This is a genomic window from Janthinobacterium sp. P210005 (genome assembly GCF_036231865.1).
Taxonomy (GTDB): Bacteria; Pseudomonadota; Gammaproteobacteria; order Burkholderiales; family Burkholderiaceae_D; genus Janthinobacterium; species Janthinobacterium kumbetense.
On sequence record NZ_JAZARC010000003.1, the window covers coordinates 332,453 to 356,294 of the forward strand.

Annotated in this window: 21 protein-coding genes; 10 read left to right on the plus strand and 11 right to left on the minus strand. The window is 65.4% G+C overall.

All coding sequences use genetic code 11. The features are described 5' to 3' along the window. Position 1: 1 nt before the first annotated feature. Complete coding sequence (locus tag VPH40_RS15210) at positions 2 to 1,189, minus strand: MFS transporter (protein WP_328573871.1); 1,188 nt, start codon at positions 1,187 to 1,189, stop codon at positions 2 to 4. Positions 1,190 to 1,314: 125 nt separating this feature from the next. Here VPH40_RS15210 and VPH40_RS15215 point away from each other — a divergent pair, with 125 nt between their 5' ends. Further along, on the plus strand, positions 1,315 to 1,836 hold the full coding sequence (locus VPH40_RS15215; protein WP_289903338.1) for a MarR family winged helix-turn-helix transcriptional regulator: 522 nt from the start codon (positions 1,315 to 1,317) through the stop codon (positions 1,834 to 1,836). 2 nt (positions 1,837 to 1,838) lie between these two features. Here the strand turns inward: VPH40_RS15215 and VPH40_RS15220 are convergent, their stop codons facing one another. Continuing rightward, the gene (locus VPH40_RS15220; RefSeq protein WP_328573872.1) at positions 1,839 to 2,432 is read right to left on the minus strand and encodes a hypothetical protein; all 594 of its coding nucleotides are present in this window, start codon (positions 2,430 to 2,432) and stop codon (positions 1,839 to 1,841) included. Between the two features lie 89 nt (positions 2,433 to 2,521). On the opposite strand from VPH40_RS15220, the gene thiL reads away from it, so the two are divergent. Continuing rightward, the gene (gene thiL, locus VPH40_RS15225) at positions 2,522 to 3,502 is read left to right on the plus strand and encodes a thiamine-phosphate kinase (protein WP_328573873.1); all 981 of its coding nucleotides are present in this window, start codon (positions 2,522 to 2,524) and stop codon (positions 3,500 to 3,502) included. A 3-nt stretch (positions 3,503 to 3,505) separates the two neighbouring features. Here thiL and VPH40_RS15230 read toward each other — a convergent pair whose 3' ends face one another. From VPH40_RS15230 to VPH40_RS15240, 3 genes are read right to left on the minus strand one after another with little or no spacing between them, the layout of a single operon-like run. Then, a complete protein-coding gene (locus tag VPH40_RS15230) occupies positions 3,506 to 6,082 on the minus strand; it encodes an EAL domain-containing protein (protein ID WP_328573874.1) in 2,577 nt (858 codons plus the stop codon). Beyond that, positions 6,079 to 8,109: an ATP-binding protein gene (locus VPH40_RS15235; RefSeq protein WP_099666382.1), complete on the minus strand. Its 2,031-nt coding sequence runs from the start codon at positions 8,107 to 8,109 to the stop codon at positions 6,079 to 6,081. The genes VPH40_RS15230 and VPH40_RS15235 overlap by 4 nt, the downstream gene beginning before the upstream one ends. Further along, a complete protein-coding gene (locus VPH40_RS15240; RefSeq protein ID WP_328573875.1) occupies positions 8,110 to 8,727 on the minus strand; it encodes a YfiR family protein in 618 nt (205 codons plus the stop codon). Between the two features lie 223 nt (positions 8,728 to 8,950). Between VPH40_RS15240 and VPH40_RS15245 the strand changes: the two genes are divergently transcribed. Beyond that, a complete protein-coding gene (locus VPH40_RS15245; protein WP_328573876.1) occupies positions 8,951 to 9,433 on the plus strand; it encodes a CinA family protein in 483 nt (160 codons plus the stop codon). Here the strand turns inward: VPH40_RS15245 and VPH40_RS15250 are convergent. Next, on the minus strand, positions 9,423 to 11,195 hold the full coding sequence (locus VPH40_RS15250) for a GGDEF domain-containing protein (protein WP_251350145.1): 1,773 nt from the start codon (positions 11,193 to 11,195) through the stop codon (positions 9,423 to 9,425). The genes VPH40_RS15245 and VPH40_RS15250 overlap by 11 nt on opposite strands. A gap of 212 nt (positions 11,196 to 11,407) precedes the next feature. Between VPH40_RS15250 and VPH40_RS15255 the strand changes: the two genes are divergently transcribed. The 3 genes from VPH40_RS15255 to VPH40_RS15265 all read left to right on the plus strand — a co-directional run bounded on the left by VPH40_RS15255 (position 11,408) and on the right by VPH40_RS15265 (position 15,391). After that, positions 11,408 to 12,136, plus strand: a complete 729-nt coding sequence (locus tag VPH40_RS15255; RefSeq protein ID WP_077408658.1) for a hypothetical protein — start codon at positions 11,408 to 11,410, stop codon at positions 12,134 to 12,136. Next, positions 12,137 to 12,487, plus strand: a complete 351-nt coding sequence (locus VPH40_RS15260; RefSeq protein WP_305054121.1) for a hypothetical protein — start codon at positions 12,137 to 12,139, stop codon at positions 12,485 to 12,487. It abuts the gene before it with no gap. Between the two features lie 78 nt (positions 12,488 to 12,565). Then, a complete protein-coding gene (locus VPH40_RS15265) occupies positions 12,566 to 15,391 on the plus strand; it encodes a M16 family metallopeptidase (protein ID WP_328573877.1) in 2,826 nt (941 codons plus the stop codon). 2 nt (positions 15,392 to 15,393) lie between these two features. Here the strand turns inward: VPH40_RS15265 and VPH40_RS15270 are convergent, their stop codons facing one another. Then, positions 15,394 to 15,795, minus strand: a complete 402-nt coding sequence (locus VPH40_RS15270; protein ID WP_099666378.1) for a ribosomal maturation YjgA family protein — start codon at positions 15,793 to 15,795, stop codon at positions 15,394 to 15,396. A 100-nt stretch (positions 15,796 to 15,895) separates the two neighbouring features. Further along, on the minus strand, positions 15,896 to 16,801 hold the full coding sequence (locus tag VPH40_RS15275; RefSeq protein ID WP_328573878.1) for a LysR family transcriptional regulator: 906 nt from the start codon (positions 16,799 to 16,801) through the stop codon (positions 15,896 to 15,898). A 99-nt stretch (positions 16,802 to 16,900) separates the two neighbouring features. Here VPH40_RS15275 and VPH40_RS15280 point away from each other — a divergent pair, with 99 nt between their 5' ends. Continuing rightward, on the plus strand, positions 16,901 to 18,193 hold the full coding sequence (locus tag VPH40_RS15280) for an SGNH/GDSL hydrolase family protein (protein WP_328573879.1): 1,293 nt from the start codon (positions 16,901 to 16,903) through the stop codon (positions 18,191 to 18,193). Here VPH40_RS15280 and cysK read toward each other — a convergent pair. Beyond that, on the minus strand, positions 18,154 to 19,086 hold the full coding sequence (gene cysK / locus VPH40_RS15285; RefSeq protein WP_328573880.1) for a cysteine synthase A: 933 nt from the start codon (positions 19,084 to 19,086) through the stop codon (positions 18,154 to 18,156). The genes VPH40_RS15280 and cysK overlap by 40 nt on opposite strands. Positions 19,087 to 19,170: 84 nt before the next feature. Next, positions 19,171 to 19,635: an FKBP-type peptidyl-prolyl cis-trans isomerase gene (locus VPH40_RS15290; RefSeq protein ID WP_077408663.1), complete on the minus strand. Its 465-nt coding sequence runs from the start codon at positions 19,633 to 19,635 to the stop codon at positions 19,171 to 19,173. 95 nt (positions 19,636 to 19,730) lie between these two features. On the opposite strand from VPH40_RS15290, the gene thpR reads away from it, so the two are divergent. Further along, the gene (gene thpR / locus VPH40_RS15295) at positions 19,731 to 20,249 is read left to right on the plus strand and encodes an RNA 2',3'-cyclic phosphodiesterase (protein WP_180278679.1); all 519 of its coding nucleotides are present in this window, start codon (positions 19,731 to 19,733) and stop codon (positions 20,247 to 20,249) included. 10 nt (positions 20,250 to 20,259) lie between these two features. Here the strand turns inward: thpR and VPH40_RS15300 are convergent, their stop codons facing one another. Next, a complete protein-coding gene (locus VPH40_RS15300; RefSeq protein WP_257218844.1) occupies positions 20,260 to 21,123 on the minus strand; it encodes a tRNA threonylcarbamoyladenosine dehydratase in 864 nt (287 codons plus the stop codon). 112 nt (positions 21,124 to 21,235) lie between these two features. Here VPH40_RS15300 and pdxH point away from each other — a divergent pair, with 112 nt between their 5' ends. Together pdxH and VPH40_RS15310 are read left to right on the plus strand one after the other, a co-directional pair. Further along, the gene (gene pdxH / locus VPH40_RS15305; protein WP_328573881.1) at positions 21,236 to 22,456 is read left to right on the plus strand and encodes a pyridoxamine 5'-phosphate oxidase; all 1,221 of its coding nucleotides are present in this window, start codon (positions 21,236 to 21,238) and stop codon (positions 22,454 to 22,456) included. A 127-nt stretch (positions 22,457 to 22,583) separates the two neighbouring features. Continuing rightward, positions 22,584 to 23,831 (plus strand): SAM-dependent methyltransferase, encoded by a 1,248-nt coding sequence (locus tag VPH40_RS15310; protein WP_099668346.1) that lies wholly within the window; start codon positions 22,584 to 22,586, stop codon positions 23,829 to 23,831. Positions 23,832 to 23,842 lie beyond the last annotated feature (11 nt).

Genomic DNA, 23,842 nt, shown 5'->3' on the forward strand with positions numbered 1-23,842 from the left:
GCTAATCCAATGGGGCCAGGCGCGCGCGGGGTGCGAAGCGCACGGCGATCAGCAGCAAGACCACCACGCCGCCGGCCATCACCATCCACGCCTGGGCCAGGCTGGACGAATGCTGGCGGATCAGGCCGGCAATGAAGGGCATGCTGCTGGCGATGATGTAGCCGCCGCCCTGCACAAAACCCAGCAGCGCACCGGCGCCGGCCGGGTCCGTCACATGGTCCATGCTGACGATCAGCGACAGGGGAAACAGGGCGCCGATGCCGCAGCCCAGCAATATCACGGCGGGCAGCGCCAGTTGCGCGGGCGCCACGATCAGGCAAGCCAGGCCGGCCAGCACGGCCAGCAGGACGGACAGCAGCAGGATGCGGCGGTCGGGAAAGCGGTGGATGACGCTGGAAATAACCAGTCCCGCCAGCACTTCCACCAGGGTCAGGCCGCCCAGCAGCAAGCCGCTGTCGGCCGCGCTCCAGCCCAGTTCCGTATAAAACGGCGGCAGCCAGGCCAGCACCAGGGTGTAAGCGCCCGTGCCGATGCCGAAAAACACCATCAGCAGCCAGGCGCGGCCACTGCCCACGGGCAGGCTGGCGCCGGCACCGCCGGCCACGTCCACGCGCGAAGCCGACGCGCGGCGCCACAGCAGCGCGGCCGCCACGGCGGGCAGCGCCCACAGGGCCAGCAGCGCCTGCCAACCCAGCGACTGTGCCAGCGGCGAGGCGGACGCGGCGGCAATGGCCGCGCCGCCCATGATGCCCGTCGTATAAAACCCCATCAGCTGCCCTGCCCGCGCGGGGAAATGGCGCTTGATGAAGGCCGGCAACAGCGCCTGCACCAGCGCGATGCCCAGGCCGCCCAAGGCCGCCGTGGCGATCAAGCCGCCGCTGCCGTGCAAGGGCCAGCGCAGCGCGCAGGCACAAGCGATGATGGCGATGCCGATACCGATGCCGCGCGCCACGCCCAGGCGGCGCTGCAGCTGCGCACCCAGCAAGGCGCACACGCCCATGGCGAACACGGGCACGGTGGTCAGCAAGCCCGCGTCGGCATTGCTGAGGCCCGTGCCGGCCTGGATGCTATCCAGCAAGGGGCCGATGGCGGCCAGGATGGGCCGCAGGTTCAGGCCCAGCAGGATGATGGCGGCCACCACCAGGGCGGACGAGGGAAGCGGGGAAGAGACGGGGCGTTCGGATGGCATGGGAGAGTAGTCCTTGCCTCGCTGGGAGGCACATGGTTTAATGCGTCATATAAAATAACTCGATGAAAAGTATCTTAACATAAAGATAGAAATGTATCTTGATGTCGAGATAAATGGATGGCACCATGACCGATACCCCGCAAGAACACACGCGCGCGCAATTTGCCGCCGCACAATGGCAGCGCGAACTGCCGCAGATGGATACGAACGCCATGCAGCTGGTGGGCCAGCTGGGCACGGTGGCGCAGCTGATGGCGCGCGACTGGCTCAACCCCCTGTTTGCGGAACACGGCTTGCAGCCGGGCGAATTCGACGTGCTGGCCACCCTGCGCCGCTCCGGCGCGCCATATGCGCTGACGCCGACGGCCCTGTACGAGGCGGCCATGCTGTCCTCGGGCGGCATGACCAACCGCATCGACCGCCTGGAAGCGGCCGGCCTGATCGAACGCCAAAAGCATCCGACGGACCGGCGCGGCGTGCTGGTGGCCCTGACGCAAAGGGGATTGGAATTGATTGAACGGCTGGTGCTGTTGCACGTGGACAACGAGCGCGCGATGCTCTCGGCTTTGAACTCGGACGAGCAGCGCCAGCTCGACCAGTTGCTGGCCAAGCTGCTGCACGGCATGGCGCAGGCGAAGAAAGTCTAAGTTTAGGAAAGCAGGCGCGCCAGCTCGCGCAGGGCCGCATGGCCGCGCCGGGCTTGGCGCTGCAATTCTTCCGGCGCGCAGTGTCCATACAGGGCCTGGACGTGGCCCTCGCTGGCGGCGCGCAGGTCGAGTTCGCCCGCACCGGGATCGGGCAACTGCCCCTCGACCAGGGTCAGGAAATAATGGCGGGGCGCGCCATGCAGGTTGGTCGCGAACTGCAGCACCAGGCCGCTGTCGAACAGCAGCGCCCCGCTGTGGGCGCCACTTTCCAGCAGCAGCCGGAACGGCGGCAGGGGGCGCCGCGCCGCGCGCAGCACGCTGGCCAGGCGCACTTGATAGCCGAGCTCCAGCCCGTTCGCGTGCAAGCGGCCCTGCTGCAGATACACCTTGAACGAGGCCTGCACGGCGCGGCCGGCACGGCGGAAGTAACGTTCGTCCTCATACAGGCACAGCTGGCCGCCATCGCACAGCTCGTAAAACCCGCGCGCCAGCAGTTCCGGCGCCGTAAACGTGTCCAGGCCGACGGCCTGCGGCTCGCGCAGCCAGCCGTCGTCAAGATAGGATTGCATCAGGGCGTGGATATCGTGGAAGGGCATAGGGGCATGATCGGCGGTGGCAAAGGCCTGTATTGTAGGCCAGCCTATAATAGCCGGGCCACACCATCATTCAACGAACAGACCACGCCATGGCCCCACACGACGCGCTTTCCGAATTCGACCTGATCAAACAATATTTCGTGCGCCAGCGCCCCGGCCGCGCCACCCTGGGCATCGGCGACGATTGCGCGCTGCTCACGCCCGGCGCGGGCAAGCAGATCGCCATCTCCTCGGACATGCTGGTCGAGGACCGGCACTTCTTTGCCGGCGCCGACGCGCGCATGCTCGGCCACAAAAGCCTGGCCGTGAATTTGTCCGACCTGGCCGCCATGGGAGCGCGTCCCGTCGCATTTACTTTGGCGCTGGCGCTGCCGCAGGCGGAACGCGCCTGGCTGGCCGGCTTTGCCGAAGGCCTGTTCGCGCTGGCCGACGCCTTTGATTGCGAACTCATCGGCGGCGACACCACCAAGGGCCCCTTAAATATCTGCATCACCGTGTTTGGCGAACTGACGCCGGGCCAGGCCCTGCGCCGCAGCGCGGCCGTGGCGGGCGACGATATCTGGGTCAGCGGCACGGTCGGCGACGCGCGCCTGGCGCTGGCCGGCTACCGCATGGAACAGGAGCTGGCGCCCGCCGACCTGCTGACAGCGGCCGCGCGCATGCACACGCCCACGCCGCGCGTGGCGCTGGGCTGCGCCCTGGCCGAGGCGGGCCTGGCGCATGCGGCCATCGACATCTCGGACGGCCTGGCGGGAGACCTGGGCCACATCTTGAAAGCGTCGCAAGTGGGCGCCACCCTCGACGTCGACGCCCTGCCCGCCGGCCCCGTGCTGGCGCGGCAAGCGGCCAGCGTGCGCCGCCGCTACACGGCCGCCGGCGGCGACGACTATGAACTGTGCTTCACGGCGCCGACATCATCGCGCGAGGCCATCGCCGCCCTGGCGGCAAGCTGCGGCACGCCCGTCACGCGCGTGGGCAGCATCGAGGCGCAGGCGGGCCTGCGGCTGGTGGATGCAAGGGGGCAGCCGCTCGACCTGCGCTTATCGTCTTTCGACCACTTCAGCGACTAAGTTCTACCGCACCGCCACCCGCGCCAGCCCCGGCTGGTTCACCATCCAGTAGTGCTGGAAGGCCAGGCGGATGTTGTCGCGCAGCTGGGTGTCGTCCCACGGCTTCGTATAAAAACGGTAGATGGCGCCGCGGTTGATCGAATCGAGCACGGCTTCCAGGCCCGTGTAACCGGACAGGATGATGCGGATGGTTTCCGGGTACAGTTCCTTGACCTTACTGAGGAATTCCGTGCCGCTCATGCTGGGCATGCGCTGGTCGCAGACGATGACGTGCACGCGGTGCAGGGCCAGCATCTCGAAACCTTCGGCCGGCGTGCTGGCCGTGAGGATGTGATAGCCCTCGGGACGGAACAGGCGGTGCAGCGATGACAGCACGTTGACGTCGTCGTCGACGATGAGCAGGGTTTGCGCCGGCTGCGCGGCCGGGTCGTGGCCGGGCGGCAGGCCGGCGCCGGCCACGATCATCTGCCCCAGTTCCAGCGCCGGCAGGGCGCGGCTGAAATAGAAGCCCTGGATTTCGTCGCAGCGGTTGCGCCGCAGGTATTCCAGCTGCGGGCGCGATTCCACGCCCTCGGCCACCACGCTCAGTTTCAGGCTGTGCGCCATGCTGACGATGGCCAGCGCGATGGCCGCGTCGTTCGGGTTGCTGGTGATGTTGCGCACGAAGGCGATGTCGATCTTCAGCTTGTCGATGGGGAAGCGCTGCAGATACGCCAGGCTCGAGTAACCGGTGCCGAAATCGTCGATGGCCACCTTCACGCCGATTTTCTTCAGTTTGCCCAGCACGACGATGGTGCGCTCGGCGTTCGACATCAGCGCCGTTTCCGTCAATTCCAGCTCCAGCAATTCCGGCGCCACGCCGTGCAGCGCCAGCGCCCGCGTTACTTCGCCTTCCAGATCGCCTTCGGCAAACTGGCGGCTCGACACGTTCACGGCCACGTGCACGGGCCCCACCTCGCTGTCGCGCCACTCGGCGATCTGGCGGCAGGCGGCCTGGATCACCCAGGCGCCCACGCGCACGATCAGCCCCGTGTCTTCCAGCACCGGCACGAATTCGGCCGGCGCCACCAGGCCGTAGCCGGGACGGCGCCAGCGCAGCAGCGCTTCCACGCCGCTGATGCGGCCCGTGCGCAAATCCACCTTGGGCTGGTAGTACAGGATGAACTGCTCGTGTTCGAGCGCATGGCGCAGCGCCAGTTCCAGGTCCAGCCGCGCCAGCACCTGCACGTTCATGCCGGCCGTGAAAAAGCGGTAGCCGTCGCGGCCCGCCTGCTTGGCGCCGCCCATGGCCGTATTCGCGTATTTGATCAGGGTTTCCGGGTCGGTGGCGTCGTCCGGATACATGGCGATGCCGATGCTGGCCGTCAGGGTGGCCGCATGGCCGCGCAAGTCGAATGGCGCGCGCAAGGCTTCGCGCACCTGGTTCGCCACGGCCACGGCTTCCTGCTGGTTACGGCTCATGGTCAATATGAGCGCGAATTCGTCATTGCCCAGGCGTCCCACCGTGTCGCGCAGGCGCACGCATTCGACCAGGCGGTTGCTGAACTGGCGCAGCAGTTCGTCGCCCAGCGCCGCGCCCAGGGTGTCGTTGATGCTTTTGAAGCGGTCGAGCGCGATGAACAGCACCACGATGCGCCAGCTTTTTTCCTGCGCCAGTTCGACGGCCTGGGCCAGGGTCTGGTAAAACAGGCTGCGGTTCGGCAGCCCCGTCAAGCCATCGTAATGGGCCAGGTGCTTCAGGCGCTCCTGCGCCTGGCGCCGTTCGCTGATGTCGCGCGCCACGGCGATCAGCAGCAGGCCGCCCGCGCCCTGCCCGCCCGCCACGGGCGCCTGCGCATACCAGTGCCAGCCCAGTTCCACGGGCACCAGGCTCAGGTCGCGCCGCACCAGTTCGCATTCCGTCACTTCCGTGGCCAGGTGCGCCGGGCCGCCCGGCAGCCCGGCCAGCGGCGGGGCCGGCGGCGACGGCAGCAAGGTGCCGGGCGCCAGCGCCAGCAGTTCGGCGCGCGCATAGCCGAGCAGGCGGCACGCGCCATCGTTGACGTCGACCAGGGTCATGCCCAGCACGTCGACGAGGAAGATGGCGTCGGTGGTGGCGTCCATGGCGCCGCGAAAGCGCTGCAGTTCGGCCGTGCGCTGGCCCACCGTGCGTTCGAGCAAGGTGTTGTAGTGGCGCGCGGCGCGGTGCAGCAGCCGCACTTCGAGCATGTTGCGGATGCGCGTGAGCACCTCGAGCGCGTCGAACGGCTTGCTGATGAAGTCGCGCGCCCCCGCTTCCAGCGCCGCCAGCTTGGCGTCCGGGTCGGCGGCGATCACCAGCACGGGCAGATAACCTTCCAGTTCCAGCGGGCGCAAGGCATCCATCACCTCGTAGCCGCTCATGCCGGGCATCGCCAGGTCGAGGATGATCAGGTCGAACTGCTGGCGCTGGTGCAGGCCGGCCACGGCGCGCGCGTCGAGGGTGCTGGTGACGGCCGTGTAGCCGCCGCTCTGCAGCAAATGCTCGAGCAGGCGCAGATTGACTTCCTGGTCGTCGACGATGAGAATTTTCGCCGCGTAGATATCGGCCTGGCTGATCATGGCGCGCCTGTTCCCTTCTGCCGGCGCTGCTGCGCCACGTAAGCCAGGGTGCTGTTGATCGCCTCGGTAAATTCATCGAGGTTGATCGGCTTGGTCAGATAGCGGTAAAAGCCCAGCGCCAGGCTGCGCTCCACGTCGCCCGGCATGGCGTTGGCCGTCAGGGCGATGACGGGAATGTGCGCCGTGCGGGGATCGGCGCGCAGCAGTTTCAGCGCGTCCGTGCCGTTCACGTGCGGCAGGTTGATATCCATCAAGATCAGCTGCGGCAGGTGCGTGCGCGCCATTTCCACGCCCAGGCGGCCATCCGTGGCCGTCAGCAGCTGCAATTGCGGGCAATAGCGCACGATTTCCTCGACCAGGGTCAGGTTGGCGGGATTGTCTTCCACGTACAGCAAGGTCACGGGGGCGCTGTGCTCGAGCAGCGCGCCGGCCAGGTCCGGCCGCGGCAAGGCCAGGGTGGCGGGCGCGGGCAAGGCATCGACCACGCGCAGCTCGATCCAGAACGTGCTGCCCTCGCCGGGCGCGCTGGTCACGCCGATGCTGCCATCCATCAGCTCCACCAGGCGCTTGGTGACCACCAGGCCGATGCCGCTGCCCTCTTCCGTGCCGCCCTCCTGTCCCAGCCGGTTGAAAGGCTGGAACAGCAGCGCCACCTGTTCGCCGTCGAGGCCCACGCCCGTGTCGCGCACGCTGATGCGCACGCGCCCGCCCGCCTGCGGCGCGCAAGCGATGCTCACTTCGCCCTGCTCGCGGTTGTACTTGAGCGCATTCGACAGCAGGTTCAACAAGATCTGCTTGAGGCGCGTACGGTCGGCCAGCACGTTCAGGGGGCAGGCGTCGGGGAAAGCCATGCCGATGCCGCGCTGGCTGGCCAGCGGCGCGATCATGTCGCGGCATTCCTGCAAGATGGCGTCGAGGCCCACCGGTTCGAGCGACAGGCTGACCGTACCCGATTCCACCTTCGCCAGGTCGAGGATTTCATTGATCAAGGTCAACAGGTGGCGCCCCGATTTCAGGATATGGCCGGCGAACTCCTTCTTTTGCTCCAGGGTCGACGGCAGGCGGTCGGAACTGAGGATTTGCGCGAAGCCCAGGATGGCGTTGAGCGGCGTGCGCAATTCATGGCTCATCGACGACAAAAACGCCGATTTGGCATAGTTGGCGCTGCGCGCCTCTTCCATCGCCATGGCCAGTTCGCCATTCGTCATTTCCAGCTGCACCGTGCGCTCGTGCACGCGCACTTCGAGCTCCTGGTTCAGGCGCATGACTTCCTGCTGCGCCTGGGTGCGCTGCTCGCCTTCGCGCGCCAGCTCGCCGTTCGAGCGCTCCAGCGCCTGCGTGCGCAGCTCGATCTCGGCCAGCATCTTGTTGAAGGAATCGACCAGCTGCGCCACTTCGTCGACGCTGAGCTTGCGCGCGCGGCGCGAATAGTCGCCCGTCTCGATCACTTCGCGCGCCACGTCGGCGATATCGAGGATCGGTTGCGTGATGACGAAATCGAGGCGGCGCAGCAGCAGCAAGGCCACCAGCAGCGCCAGCACCGTCACGCCCAGCGCGATGGCCAGGTAATCGGCCGTGCGGCCGGCCAGCTCGTAATCGGCGCGCAAATACACGGTGCCCAGCAGTTCGCCATTGTCGACGATGGGCTTGAACAGCTCCACCGAGGTGCCCTGGATGCTTTCGCCTTCCTTGCCCACCTTCGCCGGCAGCTCGCCCACATTCTGGTTCGCGCGGTAGCTGGCGAACAGGCTGCCGTCGGCCTTGTACAGGGCGCCGGCCGTCACGCGCGGGCGGATGCGCATCAGGTTGAGGTTTTCCAGCGCCAGGCGTTCGTCGTCGAAGGCCAGCGCAGCCGAGCTCATGTGCCCCAGCAGCTCGGCCTGGGTACTGATATCGGCCACCAGGTTGCGGTGGTAGGCGCGCAAGTCGTAGACGACGATGGTGCCCAGCGAAATGACGAGGGCCACCAGGGTGGTCAGCAAGACCACCGACATCAGCTTGTGGCGGATGGAGCGCAGTCGTATCATCTAGGCGCCTCCCGTCTGCACGCGGTAGGCGGCCAGCAGCATGCGCGCACTGATGCGGATATGCGCCTGCGCCACGGGTTTCAGGGCCACGTCGAAGCGCACCTTGTCCTCGGCCATCACAAAATTGATCATGCTGCCCATCGCGTAGACCTCATCCGAATCGGACACCGTCAACAACGCCAGGCCACGGCTGGCGGCCAGCATCTCCTGCAGCGCCGCCTTCTCCAGCGCGCCCAGGTACAGCACGTGCAGCCCAACCAGCGTTTCGCCGCGGCGCACTTTTTTCACCTGCACGGCGCGGCCGTTGACGCTGTGCCCGGCCACGCTCTGCTCGAGCTGCTCGGCCAGCGCATCGGCGCCCGCCACGCCGATCACCAGCGGCGCGTCGGGCCGGGCAAAGCTGCCGTCGGGCCATTCGACAAAGCCGGCAAACTTGTACAGATACGCGGCCTTGACCTGGCGCTCCAGCTCCCCCGGCACCTGTGCCAGCGTCTCGGCGCACAGCACGCCCAACAGCAGCAATAGCCAGCCCCAGCGGTGAGCGCGGCGGCCGGCGCCGCGCGCGGGGTGGCGCAGGGGGCCAGGATGACGCCACCAGGTCCAGTTCAGAATTACCATGACAACCGAGTAAAGATAATGCATACGAAGGCGCGGCACCATGCCGCTGGCCTGTTCGAGCGATGCGCACCAGGGTGGCGCAGCGACAGAGCGCCTGCCGGCCCGAAGTGGTAACAAATGTATAAAAGAGTGTACGCATTTTCGCTGTGACCGGGGAAAGTTTCTTTTACCGTTGGCCATGCTACAGTCTTGCCACCATTTTCACCGCCTGCAGGAGTCATCCATGAGCAACGAACTCGTCCCCCTCTCCACCGCGCTCGGCCTGGCCTTGCATGCAAAGGGCTTGCTGCTGGCCACGGCCGAATCGTGCACGGGCGGCGGCGTGGCGCAAGCCGTCACCGATATCTCCGGCTCGAGCGCCTGGTTCGAACGGGGTTTCGTCACCTATTCCAACGGGGCCAAGACCGGCATGCTGGGCGTGCCCGCCGCGCTGATCGCCGCACACGGCGCCGTCAGCGAGGAAGTGGCCGCCGCCATGGCGCAAGGCACCCTGCGCCACAGCGAAGCCCAGGTGGCCGTCTCGACCACGGGCATCGCCGGCCCCACGGGCGGCGTACCGGGCAAGCCCGTCGGTACCGTCTGCTTCGGCTGGGCCATGGCCGGGCGCGTGCAGACAGAGCGCCGGGTCTTCGCCGGCGACCGCCAGGCCGTGCGCGAGCAGGCCGTGGCGCACGCCCTGCGGGAACTGCTGCGTTTTATCCAGTAGCATCGGCGATGCAGGCGCGGTCGCGGCCCGCCTGCTTGGCCGCGTACAGGGCGCTGTCGGCGCGCATCAGCAATTCGTGGCGGCCGGCACCGTGGCGCGGATATTCGGCGATGCCGGCCGAAAAAGTGCAGCCGGACAAGCTGTGCGGCGCCTGCTGGATCAGCAACTGGCGGTAGCGCGCGGCGATATCGTCGATCTTGTGCGCCGCGATGAGGCTGTCGGCTTCGCGCAACAGCAGGCAGAATTCCTCGCCGCCATAGCGGCACAGCATGTCGCTGCCGCGCAACTGGCCTTCCACCAGGCGCGCGAACTGGATCAGCACTTCATCGCCAAAGTTATGCCCGTAGGTGTCGTTGACGCGCTTGAAAAAATCCAGGTCGATGATGGCGATGGCCACGGGCGCATCCGCATCGGCTTCGTGCAGGATGGCATTGAGGCAAGTTTCAAAATGGCGGCGGTTGTACAGGCCCGTCAGGTGGTCGCGCATGGCCTGCTCCTTCAGGCTGTCCTGCAGGGAATTGACGTGCAGGATCTGGTGCGCCAGTTCGCGGTTCAGGTGCTCGAGCTTGGCGTTTTCCGTCTCGCGCGCCGCCTGCAGCTCCAGCGCCTTGTCGCGCTCCGCTTTCAGGCTGTGCATTTCCTTTTCCAGGTTGCGCATCAGGCTGCGCGAAGCGCGCGCCGACTTGCTGCTGGCCTCGTACGCGGCCTGGTATTGCTGCAGGAAACCATACGCGGCTTGCCATTCGCCCAGCTGGGCATTGATATCGGACAAACCGCGCAAAATCTGCTGCTGGTGAAACGGGTTGCGCGTCCAGCTCAGCAGGCTGTGCGCCTGCGTCAGCGACGCCAGCGCCTGCGCCGTCTGGCCCGCGTGCAGATCCAGCTTGCCGCGCACCAGCCACGCATGCATCTGCTCTTCCAGGTCCTGGCCGCGGCGCGCATATTCTTCCGCCCGCAACAGCAATTGCAGGGCGCTGGCCGGCTGTTGCAGCAGGATGGCGGCGTGGGCGGCGATACAGAACAGAAAGGCGCGCACGGCCAGGTCTTCTTCCGGCCACTCGTAAAACGGCTCTACCAGCGCCAGCGCCTCGGCCGGCTTGCCCGTGGCTAATAAACACATGGCCAGGTTGGCCGAAACGATGGTTTGCTGGTATTTGAGCTTTTGCGCACCGATGATGTCGAGCGCCTCGACCAGCAGGGGAATGGCGTCTTCATCGTTGCCCAGGTCATGCTGCGACGACGCCAGGTTCGACAGGCTGTTGACCCGGTGCGCGGGGCTGCCGAAACGCTCGGCGATGTCCAGTGCCAGCAGGAAATTGCGCGGACCGTCCTGCGTATCGCCACGGTTCAGGGCATCGACGCCCAGGCGCGCGTACAGCATGAACTTGTGCAGCGAGTCGGGTATCTGCGCGGCCTGGCTGCGCGCCTGCAGGAAATGCTGCTCGGCATCGGCAAAATCGCCGCGCCGGCTCGCATACGCGCCCTGCAGGGCGGCCACTTCCATGCCCCCTTCCAGGTCGCCGCTGTGCTGGAAATACGCGTCCAGGCGTTCGCACGACGGTTCGGCCTCGCCCGCGTAATACGCCAGCCAGCAATGATTGAGTTCCGCATACGCGCCGCCGCGCGCATACTGTTGCCGTTGCGCCGCCGCCAGCGCCATCTGCGCCAGCCGGCGCGCCTGGCGGCGGTTGCCGACCAGGCAAGACAGGGCTTGCTGATTCAGACGGTCAATGTCGGCTTTATCGAGACTGGAGATCGGCACTGCGTCCTCGTTCACACTCTGGGGTGGATTTTTCACACAAAACTTGCTCTGTATCAATGGTATCCTGATTAACATCATAACCAGATTCGCTGTTCCGCATGGCATATTTGCAAAGGATTGTGGTAAAAATGCCAGTCGTGGCCTGGCCGGGCGCCTGCGCCGCTGTCACGGATCTTTGATTGTCACTGACGCAACAACTTGGAGTAGTCGCAATGCAAAACACGGTACATTTCATCCTGCAGGGCAAGGGCGGCATCGGCAAGACCCTCGTCTCGACCCTGCTGGCCCAGTGGATAGGCGGCAAGGACGGCACGCCTTTGCGCTGCTATGACACCGATCAGGAAAACGCCACGTTCTCGCGCTACAAGGCGATGAACGTCAAGCATGTGCCCGTGATGACGGATGCGCGCAACATCGACCCGAAACGCTTCGACGCGCTGATGATCGACATCCTCGAAGAAGACGGCAACTGCGTGGTCGACAATGGCGCGAACACGTTTTCGCCGCTGATGGGCTACCTGCTGGAAAACGATTGTTTTTCACTGCTGCAGGAATCGGGCCGCAAGGTGTACATTCACACCATCGTTGGCGGCGGCGACACCCTGCACGACACGGCCACGGGTTTTGTCGCCACGGCGCAAGCGACGACCGTGCCGCTGGTGCTGTGGCAAAACGAACACTTCGGCCTGCTGCAATCGGCGTCCGGCAAGCAATTCGTCGAATCGCAGTCGTACAGCGACAACCGCGCGCGCGTCAAAGGCAGCATCACCTTGAGCCAGCGCAATCCCGACACCTTTGGCGCGGACGTCAAGAAAATGAACACGGCGCGCCTGACGATGCAGGAAGTGTTGCAGAACGACAAGTTCAACATCATGGAAAAGCAGCGCATCAAGGTCGTCTACCGCGACATCTTCGAACAGCTCGACAAGGTGCAGTGGTAGATGGACCAGCACAAACTGCGCAGCCACGTATTCGACAAGACGGGCATCAAGATCGACGTCGATGACCCGATATTCGCCCTCGTGGCGCTGAACGAAGCCGTGCTGGCGGAAACCGTCGAGCGCCAGCTGACCCTGCTGGATGCCGCCACGCAGGCGCTGGCGGCCCAGGCGCGCGCGGCGGGCGGCTTGCCTGAGCTGCCGCCGGCGTCCCTGGCCAGCCTTGCCGACAAGGCGACGCCAGCCGCAGGCTTCACGCCGCGCGAATGGCGTTTGCTGGGCGCCGCGGCCATCGTCTCCATCGCCAGCGCGCTGCTGGTGCTGGGCGGCGCGGCCCTGTTGTATAAACTGTAGCACCGACCGTAGCACCGTCGCGCTGCGCCAGCCACGAGCGAGCCGCAGCGTCTCCTCCACCTATCCCTGGAAGCATGCATGAAACCGATCAAATTGCTGGCCCTCCCCGCCCTGCTGCTGTCGCTGTACGGCGCTCCCCTGAGCCTGACCCACGCCGCCGATGCGGCTGCGGCGGCCCCCATGGGCGCGACGGCCGTGCCGCACATCGCCTACGAAAAATACACCTTGCCGAACGGCCTGGACGTCATTCTCGTGGAAGACCATAAATTGCCCGTCACGGCCGTCAATATCTGGTACCACGTGGGACCGGCCAATGAAGCGCCGGGCTTGACGGGCTTTGCGCATTTGTTCGAGCACATGATGTTTGCCGCCACCAAGCACGTGCCGCGCGGCATGGCCGACCAGTTGCTGGAAGGCGCGGGCGCCACCGATTCGAACGGCAGCACGGATTTCGACCGCACCAATTATTTCGACACGGTGCCGTCGAACCAGCTGGAACTGGCCCTGTGGACGCATTCCGACCGCATGGGCTACCTGCTGGACGTGCTCGACCAGACGGCGCTGACGAACCAGCAGGATGTGGTGCGCAACGAGCGCCGCCAGAGCGTGGAAAATGCGCCGTACGGCATCGTGCAGGAAGCCCTGTACCACCAGCTGTTTCCCAAGACCCATCCGTATTACGCCAGCGTCATCGGTTCGCACGCGGACATCCAGAACGCGAAACTGGCCGACATCAAGGATTTCTTCACCAAATACTATGGCCCCAACAATGCCAGTCTGGTGATCGCCGGCGATATCGACAAGGCGAAGACCAAGGAACTGGTCAACAAATACTTCGGCAGCTTCAAGAGCGGCCCGGCCGTGCCGAAACCCGCTGTCGTGACGCCGCCCATCACGCAGGAACGCCGCATCGTGGTGCAGGACCGGGTCGAATTGCCGCGCGTCTTCATGGCCTGGCTGACGCCGTCCGCCTACACCAAGGATGACGCGGAACTGTCGATGGCCGCGCACATCCTGGCCGGCGGCAAGTCCAGCCGCCTGTACAAATCGCTCGTGTACGACAAGCAGATCGCCCAGGATGTGGGCGCCAGCCAGGGCTCGAACGCCCTGACGTCCATCTTCACCATCGACGCGACGGCGCGCCCCGGCCACCAGCCCGAGGAAATCGAGCAAGCGCTGCAGGTGGAGCTGGAGCAATTGCGCGCCAAGGGCCCCACCGAGAAGGAGCTGGAACGGGCGCGCAACAGCATCGAGACCACCATGCTGAGACAGGTGGAAAAAATGGGCGGGCGCGGCGTGGCCAACTTGCTCAACGAATACAACCAGTACCTGGGCGACCCCGGCTACCTGGCCAAGGATATCGAGCGCTACCGCCAGGTGACAGCGGCCGGCGTGCAGCGCGCCGTGGATACCTACCTGAAGAAGCAGTCGCGCGTCGTCGTCTACGGCGTGCCGGGCAAGCCGGACCTGGGCGCGGAAGTGCCGACGCCGGCGCCGGGCAAGGTCAAGCCTGCGCCAGGCATGGCCATCAATGCGGACGAACCATGGCGCAATGCCGTGCCGAAGGCCGGTCCCGCACCGAAGATTGTGCTACCGCAAGGAAAATCGTTCACCCTGGCGAACGGCCTGACCGTGATCCACCACTACAATCCGGCCGTGCCGCTCGTTTCCAGCCAGCTGGTGATCAAGAGCGGCTCGGGCGCCAATCCGCCGGCGCAGCCGGGCTTGTCGAGCTTTACGGCGCAATTGCTGCAGGAAGGCACTGCCACGCGCAGCGCGCCGCAGATCGCCGACGATGTGGCGCAGCTGGGCGCCCTGCTGAGCACCGGTTCCGGCACGGATGCCTCGTTTGCCCAGTTGACATCGCTCAAAGCCACGTTCCCGCAAGCGCTGGACGTGCTGGCCGACGTGGTGCTGCACCCGCAGTTCCCGCAAGAAGAGGTGGAGCGCCAGCGCGCCAGCCGCATCGGACAGCTGGCGCAGCAGCGCGAAAACGCGGGTGCCGTGGCGGCCCGCGTGGAAGCGGCGGCCCTGTATGGCCCGCAACATCCGTACGGCTACATCCAGCTGGGCACGGAAGCGGCGCTGAAGGCGGCCAGCCGCGCCGACCTGCAAGCGTTCTGGCAGCAGCATTACCTGCCGAACAATGCGGCGCTGATTGTCTCGGGCGATATCGGCGAAGCGGAATTGAAGGCGCTGGCCGAAGCGAAGTTCGGCAGCTGGAAGGCAGGCACCGTGGCGCAGTCCGTGGCCGCAACGCCGCAGACGACGAAGGCAAAACTGATCTTGGTCGACAAGCCGGGCGCGCCGCAAACGGCCGTGCGCCTGTCCGCCATCGCCGTGCCGCGCGCCACGCCCGATTATGCGCCGCTGCAAGTGATGAACGCGGCGCTGGGCGGCTTGTTTACCAGCCGCCTGAACACCAACTTGCGCGAAGAAAAGGGCTACACATATGGCGTGCGCTCGCAATTCCAGTACCGCAATCAGCCTGGACCGTTCTCGATTGCCGCCAGTGTGCGCACCGATGTGACGGGCCCGGCCGTATCGGAAACCGTCAAGGAATTGCGCGCCATGATCGCCAAGCCCCTGAGCAGCAAGGAATTGGCGAATGCGCGCAACTCGCAGGTGCTGTCGCTGCCGGGCCAGTTCGACACGAACGCCAGCATCAGCGCCAGCATGGCGAACGCGTATATCTACGGCCTGGGACTCGACTATTACACGACCTTGCCGCAGCGCTTTGCCAGCGTGACGGACAAGCAGGTGCAGCAGGTGGCGAAAAAATACCTGCAGCCGGAAAAGCTGATCGTCATCGGCGTGGGCGACAAAGCGAAGATCGCCCCGCAATTGAGCAAGCTCAAACTGGCGCCCGTGGAACTGCGCGATGCTGAAGGTAACGTGAAATAAGACTAGCGGCGCTTGAACAGCGCCAGCTTGTCGATGATCGCCGCCACGGCCACGCCGGCCGTGTAGGCGATCAAATCACCCCAGCCGAAGGTGGAACCCAGCGCCAGGTGTCCCAGCGGATGCGCGCGCAGCTCGACGATCCACGGCGCCTGGTAAAGCTGGCCGAATTCCACGGCAAAGCAGATCAGCAAAGACCACAAGGCCAGTTGCCACGTGCGCATGCGCGTGGCAATGATGCCCAGCGCAAAGACGATCATCATGGCCCACAAGGCGTCGCCCGGATATTTGCCCAATGCAGCGGGAAGGAATTGGGGATAGGCGCGCGAGGCCAGGCCCAGCGCGATGACAGCCACGGTTGCGCCCACCTGCAGCAGGCGGCGGCGTTCAGGTTTTACCAGGAACATATTTCCATTCAAAGGCACGATACGGGCCGAACCATTGCGGCCCGTCCGATATTGTACTGCGCGGCCGTGTCCGCCTGTAGCCTAATGCGCCTGGACACGCTCAGTCCAGGTCGACGTTCTCCGCCAGGAAATCGAGCAAAGCGCGCACACGTAGCGGCACATGCCCGCCTTGCCCCACGAAGACGGCATGCACGTCCTCGCTGTCGCCCGGGTTGAACGCTTCCAGCACGGCCTGCAAACGGCCCGCCGCGATATCGCCGCGCACCTGGAAGGCGGCCAGGCGCGCCAATCCCAGTCCCGCCAGCGCCAGTTGCCGCAAGGCTTCGCCATCGCTGGCCTGCGCATTGCCGGTGACCGGCACGACGACGTCCCCCTCGGGCAAGCGCAGCGGCCAGCCCGAGCGGGCGCGCGCGTAATTGGCGTCGAGCAGGTTGTGCGACGCCAGGTCGGCCGCCAGCAGCGGCGTGCCGCGCCGCGCCAGGTAGCCTGGCGATGCCACGATGACCATGCGCGTCTGGCCCAGCTTGCGCGCCAGCAGGCTGGAACTTTTCAGGGGACCGGCCCGCACGGCCACGTCCGTGCGCTGTTCGAGGATATCGACCACTGCATCCGTGAGCACGATGTCGAGCGTCACCTGCGGATAGCGTTCGAGGAACAGCGGCGCCAGCGGCAGCAAAAAATGCTGGCCGAACGGCACGTTCGCATTCACGCGTATTTTGCCGCGCGGCACATCCTGCACGCTGGCGCAGCGCTCGGCCTCGTCCAGGGCCGCCAGCACCTGCATGCCCCGTTCGTACAGACCGCAGCCCTCGGCCGTCAGCTGCAGCTGGCGCGTGGAGCGGTTCAGCAGGCGCGCGCCCAGGCGCTCTTCCAGCCGCGAGACGAGCTTGCTGACGGCCGATGGCGTCATGCCGCAAACGCGCGCGGCGGCGGAAAAGCCGCCCAGCTCGACCACGCGCACAAACACTTCCAGCTCGCCGGAACGATTCACTTCCAGTCTGGCCATTGTGAATTCAACTCATAAATGTTCTTCGATAAGATAGTCTAGTGCATAAATGGCTTTGCTCGCATCATGCGGACATTCCCCTTGATGAAGCGAGCCGCCATGCAACGATTTTCCATCCTCCCCGCCGCCCTGCTGAGCCTGGCACTCGGCACAAGCACTGTCCAGGCCGCCAATGCGGACACCACCTGGCTGGCCAGCTGGACGGCCAGCCCGCAAGCCGTGTGGAGCACCGATTTCCTGTTTCCCAGCAATGTGCCCGCCGTGCTGCACGGGCACACCGTGCGCCAGGTAGCGCGCCTCAGCGTGGGCGGCCCGCGCGTGCGCATCGTGCTGTCGAATGCGTATGGCAAGGTGCCGCTGCGCATCGGCGCGGCCACCGTGGCCCTGGCCGCTTCCGGTTCGGCCATCGAAGCGGGCAGCCTGCGCACGCTCACGTTTTCCGGCCAGCCCTCGGCCAGCGTGGCGCCGGGCGCGCCGCTCGTCAGCGACCCCGTCGACCTGCCCGTGCCGGACCTGGCCCGGCTGACGGTGAGCGTCCACCTGCCGCAAGCCAGCCCGACTTCCACGTTTCACTGGGATGGCCGCGAGACGGCCTGGATCGCCCCGCATGACCAGACGCGGGCCGCGCGCATCGATGATGCACAAGCCGGCGTGCACACCACCACGGCGCGCCTTTTACTCAGCGCCATCCAGGTGGAAGCGGCGCCAGCCGCGCAAGCCGTGGCCATCCTGGGAGATTCGATCACCGATGGCGCCAGCGCCAGCCTGGGGATGGATGCGCGCTGGCCCGATTTCCTGGCCGAACGCCTGGCGCCGCAGGGCGTGGCGGTGATCAATGCGGGCATTTCCGGTGCGCGGCTGTTGTCCGACGGCATGGGAAGCAATGCCCTGGCGCGCTTCGAGCGCGACGTGCTGGCGCAGCCGGGCGTGCGCACGGTCGTCGTCTTGCTGGGGATCAATGACATCAGCTGGCCCGGCACGGCGTTTGCGCCACGGGAGCAACGGCCGACATTGGAGGAACTGAGCAGCGGCTACGCCCGGCTGGTCGCCCAGGCCCGCAGCCGCGGCGTGCGCGTGGTCGGCGCCACCCTGACGCCGTTCGCAGGCGCCCTGCCCGGCACGCCGCTGAGCGACTATTATCAGCCTGATAAAGATACGCTGCGGCAACAACTCAATGCGTGGATACGCGCCAGCGGCACGTTCGACGCCGTGCTCGACTTCGATGCGTGGGCGCGCGACCCCGCGCACCCGCTGCGCCTGCTGCCCGCCTACGACTCGGGCGACCACCTGCACCCGGGCGACGCGGGCAACCGGGCGCTGGCGGAAGGGATAGACCTGCCGCTGCTATTGAATCAGTCGCCCAGGCCTGCGTACAAGGCCGTGCTCAAGTAGCGCTCGCCAAACGACGGGATGATGGTGACGATGGTCTTGCCCGCGTTTTCCGGACGGCGCGCCACTTGCAGGGCGGCCCACAGGGCGGCGCCCGAAGAGATGCCGACCAGCAAGCCTTCATCGCTGGCAGCCAGGCGCGCCGTGGCGAACGCGTCGTCATTCTTGACGCAAATGATTTCGTCGTAGATGGCCGTATTCAAAATCTGCGGCACGAAGCCGGCGCCGATGCCCTGGATCGGGTGCGGTCCCTTGGTCCCCTTCGACAGCATCGGCGACGCTTCCGGTTCCACGGCGATCACTTGCACGCCGGGCTTGCGTTCCTTCAGCACTTCGCCGACGCCCGTGATCGTGCCGCCCGTGCCCACGCCGGCGACGACGATGTCCACTTGCCCATCCGTATCGCGCCAGATTTCCTCGGCCGTCGTGGCGCGGTGGATGGCGGGATTGGCGGGGTTATTGAATTGCTGCAACATCAGGTAGCGCGGGTCGGCCGCCACCAGTTCCTCGGCCTTGCGGATGGCGCCCAGCATGCCTTCGCTGCCGGGCGTGAGCACCAGCTCGGCGCCGTAGGCGCGCAGCAGGATGCGCCGTTCGCGGCTCATGGTGTCGGGCATGACGAGGGTGCAGCGGTAGCCGCGCGCGGCGCACACCATGGCCAGCGCGATGCCCGTGTTGCCGCTGGTGGGCTCGACGATGACGGTGTCGGCATGGATCTTGCCGGCGGCTTCGGCCGCAACGATCATGGACAGGCCGATGCGGTCCTTGACGCTGTGCGCGGGATTGTAGAATTCGAGTTTGGCCAGGATGGTGGCCACACTGCCGGCGGCGATGCGGTTGATGCGCACCAGGGGGGTGTTGCCGATCAGTTCAGTGACGTCGTTGGCGATGTTCATGGGAGTCTCCACAGCAATTACAGAAGAATCCAGTCTACCGCTTTTTCACGGCAGCGCACGTGGTGCGCTGCCGAAACTGAACAATTACTTCACGTCCAGCAATTCCACATCGAAGATCAATGCCGAGTTCGGCGGGATGTCGCCATTGCCGGCGCCGCGCGGGCCGTAGGCCAGTTCGCCTGGAATGATCAGGGTGCGCTTGCCGCCCACTTTCATGCCGGCCACGCCCTGGTCCCAGCCCTTGATGACCATGCCCTTGCCGAGCGGGAAGTCAAACGGGCCACGGCCCACGGAGCTGTCGAACTTCTTGCCGCGCGAATCTTTCGCCAGCGGACGATACAGCCAGCCCGTGTAGTGCACGGTGACGTTGTTGCCTGCGGACGCTTCCTTGCCCGTGCCGACCTTGTTGTCGATCAAGATCAATTTATCGGCGACAGGGCCGGGGCTCAGCGAGACGGCGGAGGCGGGAACAGGCGCTGGCGCCTGTGCCTGCGCCAGCGACGCGGCGACGGAGCAGATCAGGGCAAACAAAACGGAGCTACGCGTCATGATGTATTCTTTCAGTGAGTTTCGGTGAGATCCCTGCGCCAGCGAACCGGCAGGGAACGCCAATAATAGCAAACCGCCGCAACGATAGGAAAAACTTGTCGCCCGATGCCCATTGCCCCCGCCTGTTTTACGCGCTATGGCCCGATGCGGCCACGCGCGCGGCCCTGGCCGCCTGGCAGGCGCGTCTGGAAGGCAAGCCCGTGCGCGCGGACAAGCTGCACCTGACCCTGGCTTTCCTGGGCCAGCGCCCTGCCAGCGAGCTGCCCGCCCTGCTGGGTATTCTGGAACACATGCCGGCGCGGGCCATGCCCCTGCTGTTCGATCACGCCAGCCATTTTACGCAGCTGGCGCTGGCCTGGGCCGCCCTGGCGCGGCCCTCGCCCGCCTTGCTCGACTTGCGCGCGGCCTGCATGCAGCGTCTGGCGGAACAAGGGCTGGCGCCGCGCTTCGAGCACGACCGCTTTACGCCGCACGTGACCCTGGCGCGCCAGGCGCCGCAGCCGGCCATCGAGGATTTCGCGCCCATCGCCTGGCAGGCGGACGAACTGGTGCTGGTGGAATCGCTGAAAAGCAGCGGCGATTACCGCATCCTGGCCAGCAGGAAGCTGATCTAAGCAGCGAGACTCAGGCGGCGTCCGGCACTGGCATTGGCGCTGGCACTGCGGCAACTTTGTCCTGGCGCAAGCTTTTCAGCGCATGGGCGGCCGCCACCATGCCGAAGCTGGCCGTCACCACCACGCTGGAACCGAAGCCGGCGCAATTGAGTCCCGTCACGCCGGCGGGCGCGCTGCCGTCAATGGCGCACGCTTCCGCGCTCTCGGGCGTGCTCAGCGGCTCCATGGAAAACACGGCGTCGACATTGAATTTGTTTTTCACGCCACGGGGGAAACCATATTCCGTGCGCAACAATTTGCGCACGCGCTTGAGCAGCGGTTCCTGTTCCGTCTTCGACAAGTCGCGCACGGCGATCAATGTCGGGTCCGTCTGCCCGCCCGCGCTGCCGATGGTCAGCATGGGAATGTTGCGCGCGCGACAATATGCAATCACGGCCGCTTTCGCCTTGGCATTGTCGATGGCGTCGACCAGGTAGTCGAAATCGCGTCCGCCCAGCAATTGCTCCAGATTATCGGGGGTAATGAAATCCTCGATCTGCGTGACCTGGCAAAACGGGTTGATCAATTCGATGCGTTCGGCCAGGGCCGTGATCTTGGCCTTGCCGATGGTGTCGCTCATGGCCTGGATCTGGCGGTTGATGTTCGATTCGGCCACATTATCCAGGTCGATCAGGGTCAGGCGGCCGACGGCGCTGCGCGCCAGCGCTTCGACGATCCAGGAACCGACGCCGCCCACGCCGATCACACACACATGCGCGGCGCGGAAGCGCGCCAGCGCGGGCGCGCCGTACAGGCGGGCAATGCCGCCAAAACGCCGCTCAAAATCGATCTCGGTCAAGTCCATGGAAATTAGTTCATTGGTGGAGGTATGCATGGCGCCATTTTAACGGACACTGCGCTGGCGGATATTCTAAAATAGCCGAATTGACACAGCGACAAGAGCAATTGTCGCCGCGCCCCCACACCGCTCACCACGAGAACTCGCCATGACCTCTCCCCTGTTCGACTCCGTTCCCGGCTTTGACCAGCCCATCGCCGTGCTCAAGCATTGCCACGACAAGATCCGCAAGCAGCTGACGACCCTGCAAAACCTGCTGGGCCATCTGGCGCAACACGGCAACACGGCGGACGCGCAGCAGGCGGCCAAGGCGGTGTTGCAATATTTCAATAAAGCGGCCCATCTGCACCATGACGATGAAGAGCAGGACTTGATGCCCATGCTGCAGGCCACGGCCACGGGCGACGATGCAGCCCTGCTGACCACGCTGGTGCCGGAAATCCTCGCCGACCACCAGCGCATGGATCAGGCCTGGCTGACCCTGCGCCCGGAACTGGACGCCATCGCTGTCGGCACGGGCACACAGCTGTCCGCCGACGGCGTGCGCGATTATGTTGCCGCTTACCAGGCCCACATGGCCAAGGAAGAAGGCCAGCTGGCGCCCATGGCCAAGCGCCTGTTCAGCGCGCAACAGATGGAGCAGCTGGGCACGGCCATGCAGCACCGTCGCGGCATCGCGCCGGAAGAGACCGCCGCCCCGGCAGCGGCCACCGTGCCCGTGCACGATGCAGCCACCCTGGCCGCCATGCGCATCGATTATGTGCAAAGACTGTTATCCGAGGAAGACGTGCAGCGCGACCCGATTGCGCAATTTGAAAAGTGGTTCGACGAAGCGCTCAAGTCCCAGGTCAGCGAGCCGAACGCCATGAGCTTGTCCACCGTCAGTCCCGACGGCAAGCCCAGCTCGCGCATCGTGCTGATCAAGCAGTTCGATGAACGGGGTTTCACCTGGTACACGAATTACAACAGCGACAAGGGCCAGCAGCTGGAACACAACCCGCACGCGGCCTTGCTGTTCTTCTGGCGCGAGCTGGAGCGGCAAGTGCGCATCGAGGGCACGGTGGTGAAGACCACGGCGGCCGAGAGCGACGAGTATTTCAATGTGCGCCCCCTGCAAAGCCGGCTGTCAGCGATTGCCTCGCAGCAAAGTACACCGATCGCCAGCCGCGCCGAGCTGGAAAGCCATTACGAGGCCGTGGCCGCCGCCGTCGGCGATGCGCAGCCGCCGCGCCCCGCCCACTGGGGCGGCTACCGTTTGCAGCCGGAACGCATCGAATTCTGGCAGGGACGCCGCTCGCGCTTCCACGACCGCATCGTGTTTACCCGCGATGCTGACGGGCAATGGAGCATGCAGCGCCTGCAACCCTGAACAGGATAAGCAAGGCGGCGCAAAGCAAGCTGGTCAATATAGGTGTAGGCTATGAGGGTAGAAGTTACTAAATGACATTGTTTCTCAATTTGCGGCTGCCATGGCGGCCGCTTCATTGGAGGCCATTTTGTTTGTACAAAACCAACTCAAGTCCTGGATCGCCAGCATCCGCAGCAAGACCGCCTTGCCGCTGCGCATAGAATTGTGGAATGGCCAGCATGTCGACCTGTCCAGCGAAGCGCCCAGAGTCACCATCCGCCTGCCGACCGTCGCCTCGGCCCGCTACCTGCTGAACCCGTCGCTGGCCAACCTGGGCTCGGCCTATGTGGAAGGCAATATCGAGGTCAAGGGCACGGCGATGGACATGATTTCCATCTGCAATGCCCTGGCGCGCACGACCTTGAAGCCGGAAGGCAAGCTGGCCCGCATCGTGCGCAGCTTTACGCACGACAAGAGCAAGGATGCCGAAGCCATCCGCTACCACTACGACGTGTCGAACGCGTTCTATGAACAATTTCTCGACCCCGCCCTCGTGTATTCCTGCGCGTATTTCGAGCATGGCGATGAAACCCTGGCGCAGGCGCAAGTCAAGAAGATCGACCATATCCTGAAGAAAATCCAGCTGCAGCCGGGCCAGACCCTGCTCGACATCGGCTGCGGCTGGGGCGCGCTCGTGATTCGTGCCGCGCAGCAATATGGCGCCCGCTGCGTGGGCGTGACCCTGTCGGAAAACCAGTACGCGCTGGCGCGCGAGCGCGTGGCGGCGGCCGGCCTGGCCCATTTGATCGATATCCGCCTGCAAGATTACCGCGACGTCACGGGCCAGTTCGACCGCATCACCAGCGTGGGCATGTTCGAGCACGTGGGCCTGAAACACTTGCCCGACTACTTTTCCATCATCCACAAGCTGCTGGCGCCCGATGGCATGGCGATGAACCACGGCATCACCTCGACCGACCCGGACAATGGCGAAACGCCGTATGGCGGCGGGGAATTCATCGAAAAATATGTATTTCCGCACGGCGAGCTGGCGCACATCGGCAATGTCTTGAAAACCATGCAGCAGGGGGGACTGGAAGTGCTGGACGTGGAAAACCTGCGCCGCCACTATGCGCGCACCTGCGCCCTGTGGACGGAGAATTTCGAAGCCCATGCCGAGCAGATCCGTCCGCTGGCGGGCGAACGGCGCTTCCGCATCTGGCACGTCTACCTGGCCGGCTGCGCCTATGCCTTCGAGCAAGACCTGATCAGCTTGTACCAGATCGTCTGCGTGAAGGCGGGCCGGCGCTCGTCCACCCTGCCCTGGTCGCGCAACTACATGTATGCGCAGGAGAATACGCAGGAAACAAGGCCGGCGCCCGTGCTCGCGCCCTGACAGGCGCGCGG

What these genes read in the sequence shown, in the direction of transcription:
- VPH40_RS15255 (WP_077408658.1), top strand. Translation starts at nt 11,408, where the DNA reads ATGCAAAACACGGTACATTTCATCCTGCAGGGCAAGGGCGGCATCGGC.
- thiL (WP_328573873.1), top strand. Translation starts at nt 2,522, where the DNA reads ATGGCCCCACACGACGCGCTTTCCGAATTCGACCTGATCAAACAATAT.
- VPH40_RS15245 (WP_328573876.1), top strand. Translation starts at nt 8,951, where the DNA reads ATGAGCAACGAACTCGTCCCCCTCTCCACCGCGCTCGGCCTGGCCTTG.
- VPH40_RS15235 (WP_099666382.1), bottom strand. Translation starts at nt 8,109, where the DNA reads ATGATACGACTGCGCTCCATCCGCCACAAGCTGATGTCGGTGGTCTTG.
- VPH40_RS15275 (WP_328573878.1), bottom strand. Translation starts at nt 16,801, where the DNA reads ATGGCCAGACTGGAAGTGAATCGTTCCGGCGAGCTGGAAGTGTTTGTG.
- VPH40_RS15290 (WP_077408663.1), bottom strand. Translation starts at nt 19,635, where the DNA reads ATGACGCGTAGCTCCGTTTTGTTTGCCCTGATCTGCTCCGTCGCCGCG.
- VPH40_RS15240 (WP_328573875.1), bottom strand. Translation starts at nt 8,727, where the DNA reads ATGGTAATTCTGAACTGGACCTGGTGGCGTCATCCTGGCCCCCTGCGC.
- cysK (WP_328573880.1), bottom strand. Translation starts at nt 19,086, where the DNA reads ATGAACATCGCCAACGACGTCACTGAACTGATCGGCAACACCCCCCTG.
- VPH40_RS15265 (WP_328573877.1), top strand. Translation starts at nt 12,566, where the DNA reads ATGAAACCGATCAAATTGCTGGCCCTCCCCGCCCTGCTGCTGTCGCTG.
- VPH40_RS15260 (WP_305054121.1), top strand. Translation starts at nt 12,137, where the DNA reads ATGGACCAGCACAAACTGCGCAGCCACGTATTCGACAAGACGGGCATC.
- VPH40_RS15230 (WP_328573874.1), bottom strand. Translation starts at nt 6,082, where the DNA reads ATGATCAGCCAGGCCGATATCTACGCGGCGAAAATTCTCATCGTCGAC.
- VPH40_RS15300 (WP_257218844.1), bottom strand. Translation starts at nt 21,123, where the DNA reads ATGCATACCTCCACCAATGAACTAATTTCCATGGACTTGACCGAGATC.
- VPH40_RS15210 (WP_328573871.1), bottom strand. Translation starts at nt 1,189, where the DNA reads ATGCCATCCGAACGCCCCGTCTCTTCCCCGCTTCCCTCGTCCGCCCTG.
- VPH40_RS15220 (WP_328573872.1), bottom strand. Translation starts at nt 2,432, where the DNA reads ATGCCCTTCCACGATATCCACGCCCTGATGCAATCCTATCTTGACGAC.
- pdxH (WP_328573881.1), top strand. Translation starts at nt 21,236, where the DNA reads ATGACCTCTCCCCTGTTCGACTCCGTTCCCGGCTTTGACCAGCCCATC.
- VPH40_RS15215 (WP_289903338.1), top strand. Translation starts at nt 1,315, where the DNA reads ATGACCGATACCCCGCAAGAACACACGCGCGCGCAATTTGCCGCCGCA.
- VPH40_RS15280 (WP_328573879.1), top strand. Translation starts at nt 16,901, where the DNA reads ATGCAACGATTTTCCATCCTCCCCGCCGCCCTGCTGAGCCTGGCACTC.
- VPH40_RS15270 (WP_099666378.1), bottom strand. Translation starts at nt 15,795, where the DNA reads ATGTTCCTGGTAAAACCTGAACGCCGCCGCCTGCTGCAGGTGGGCGCA.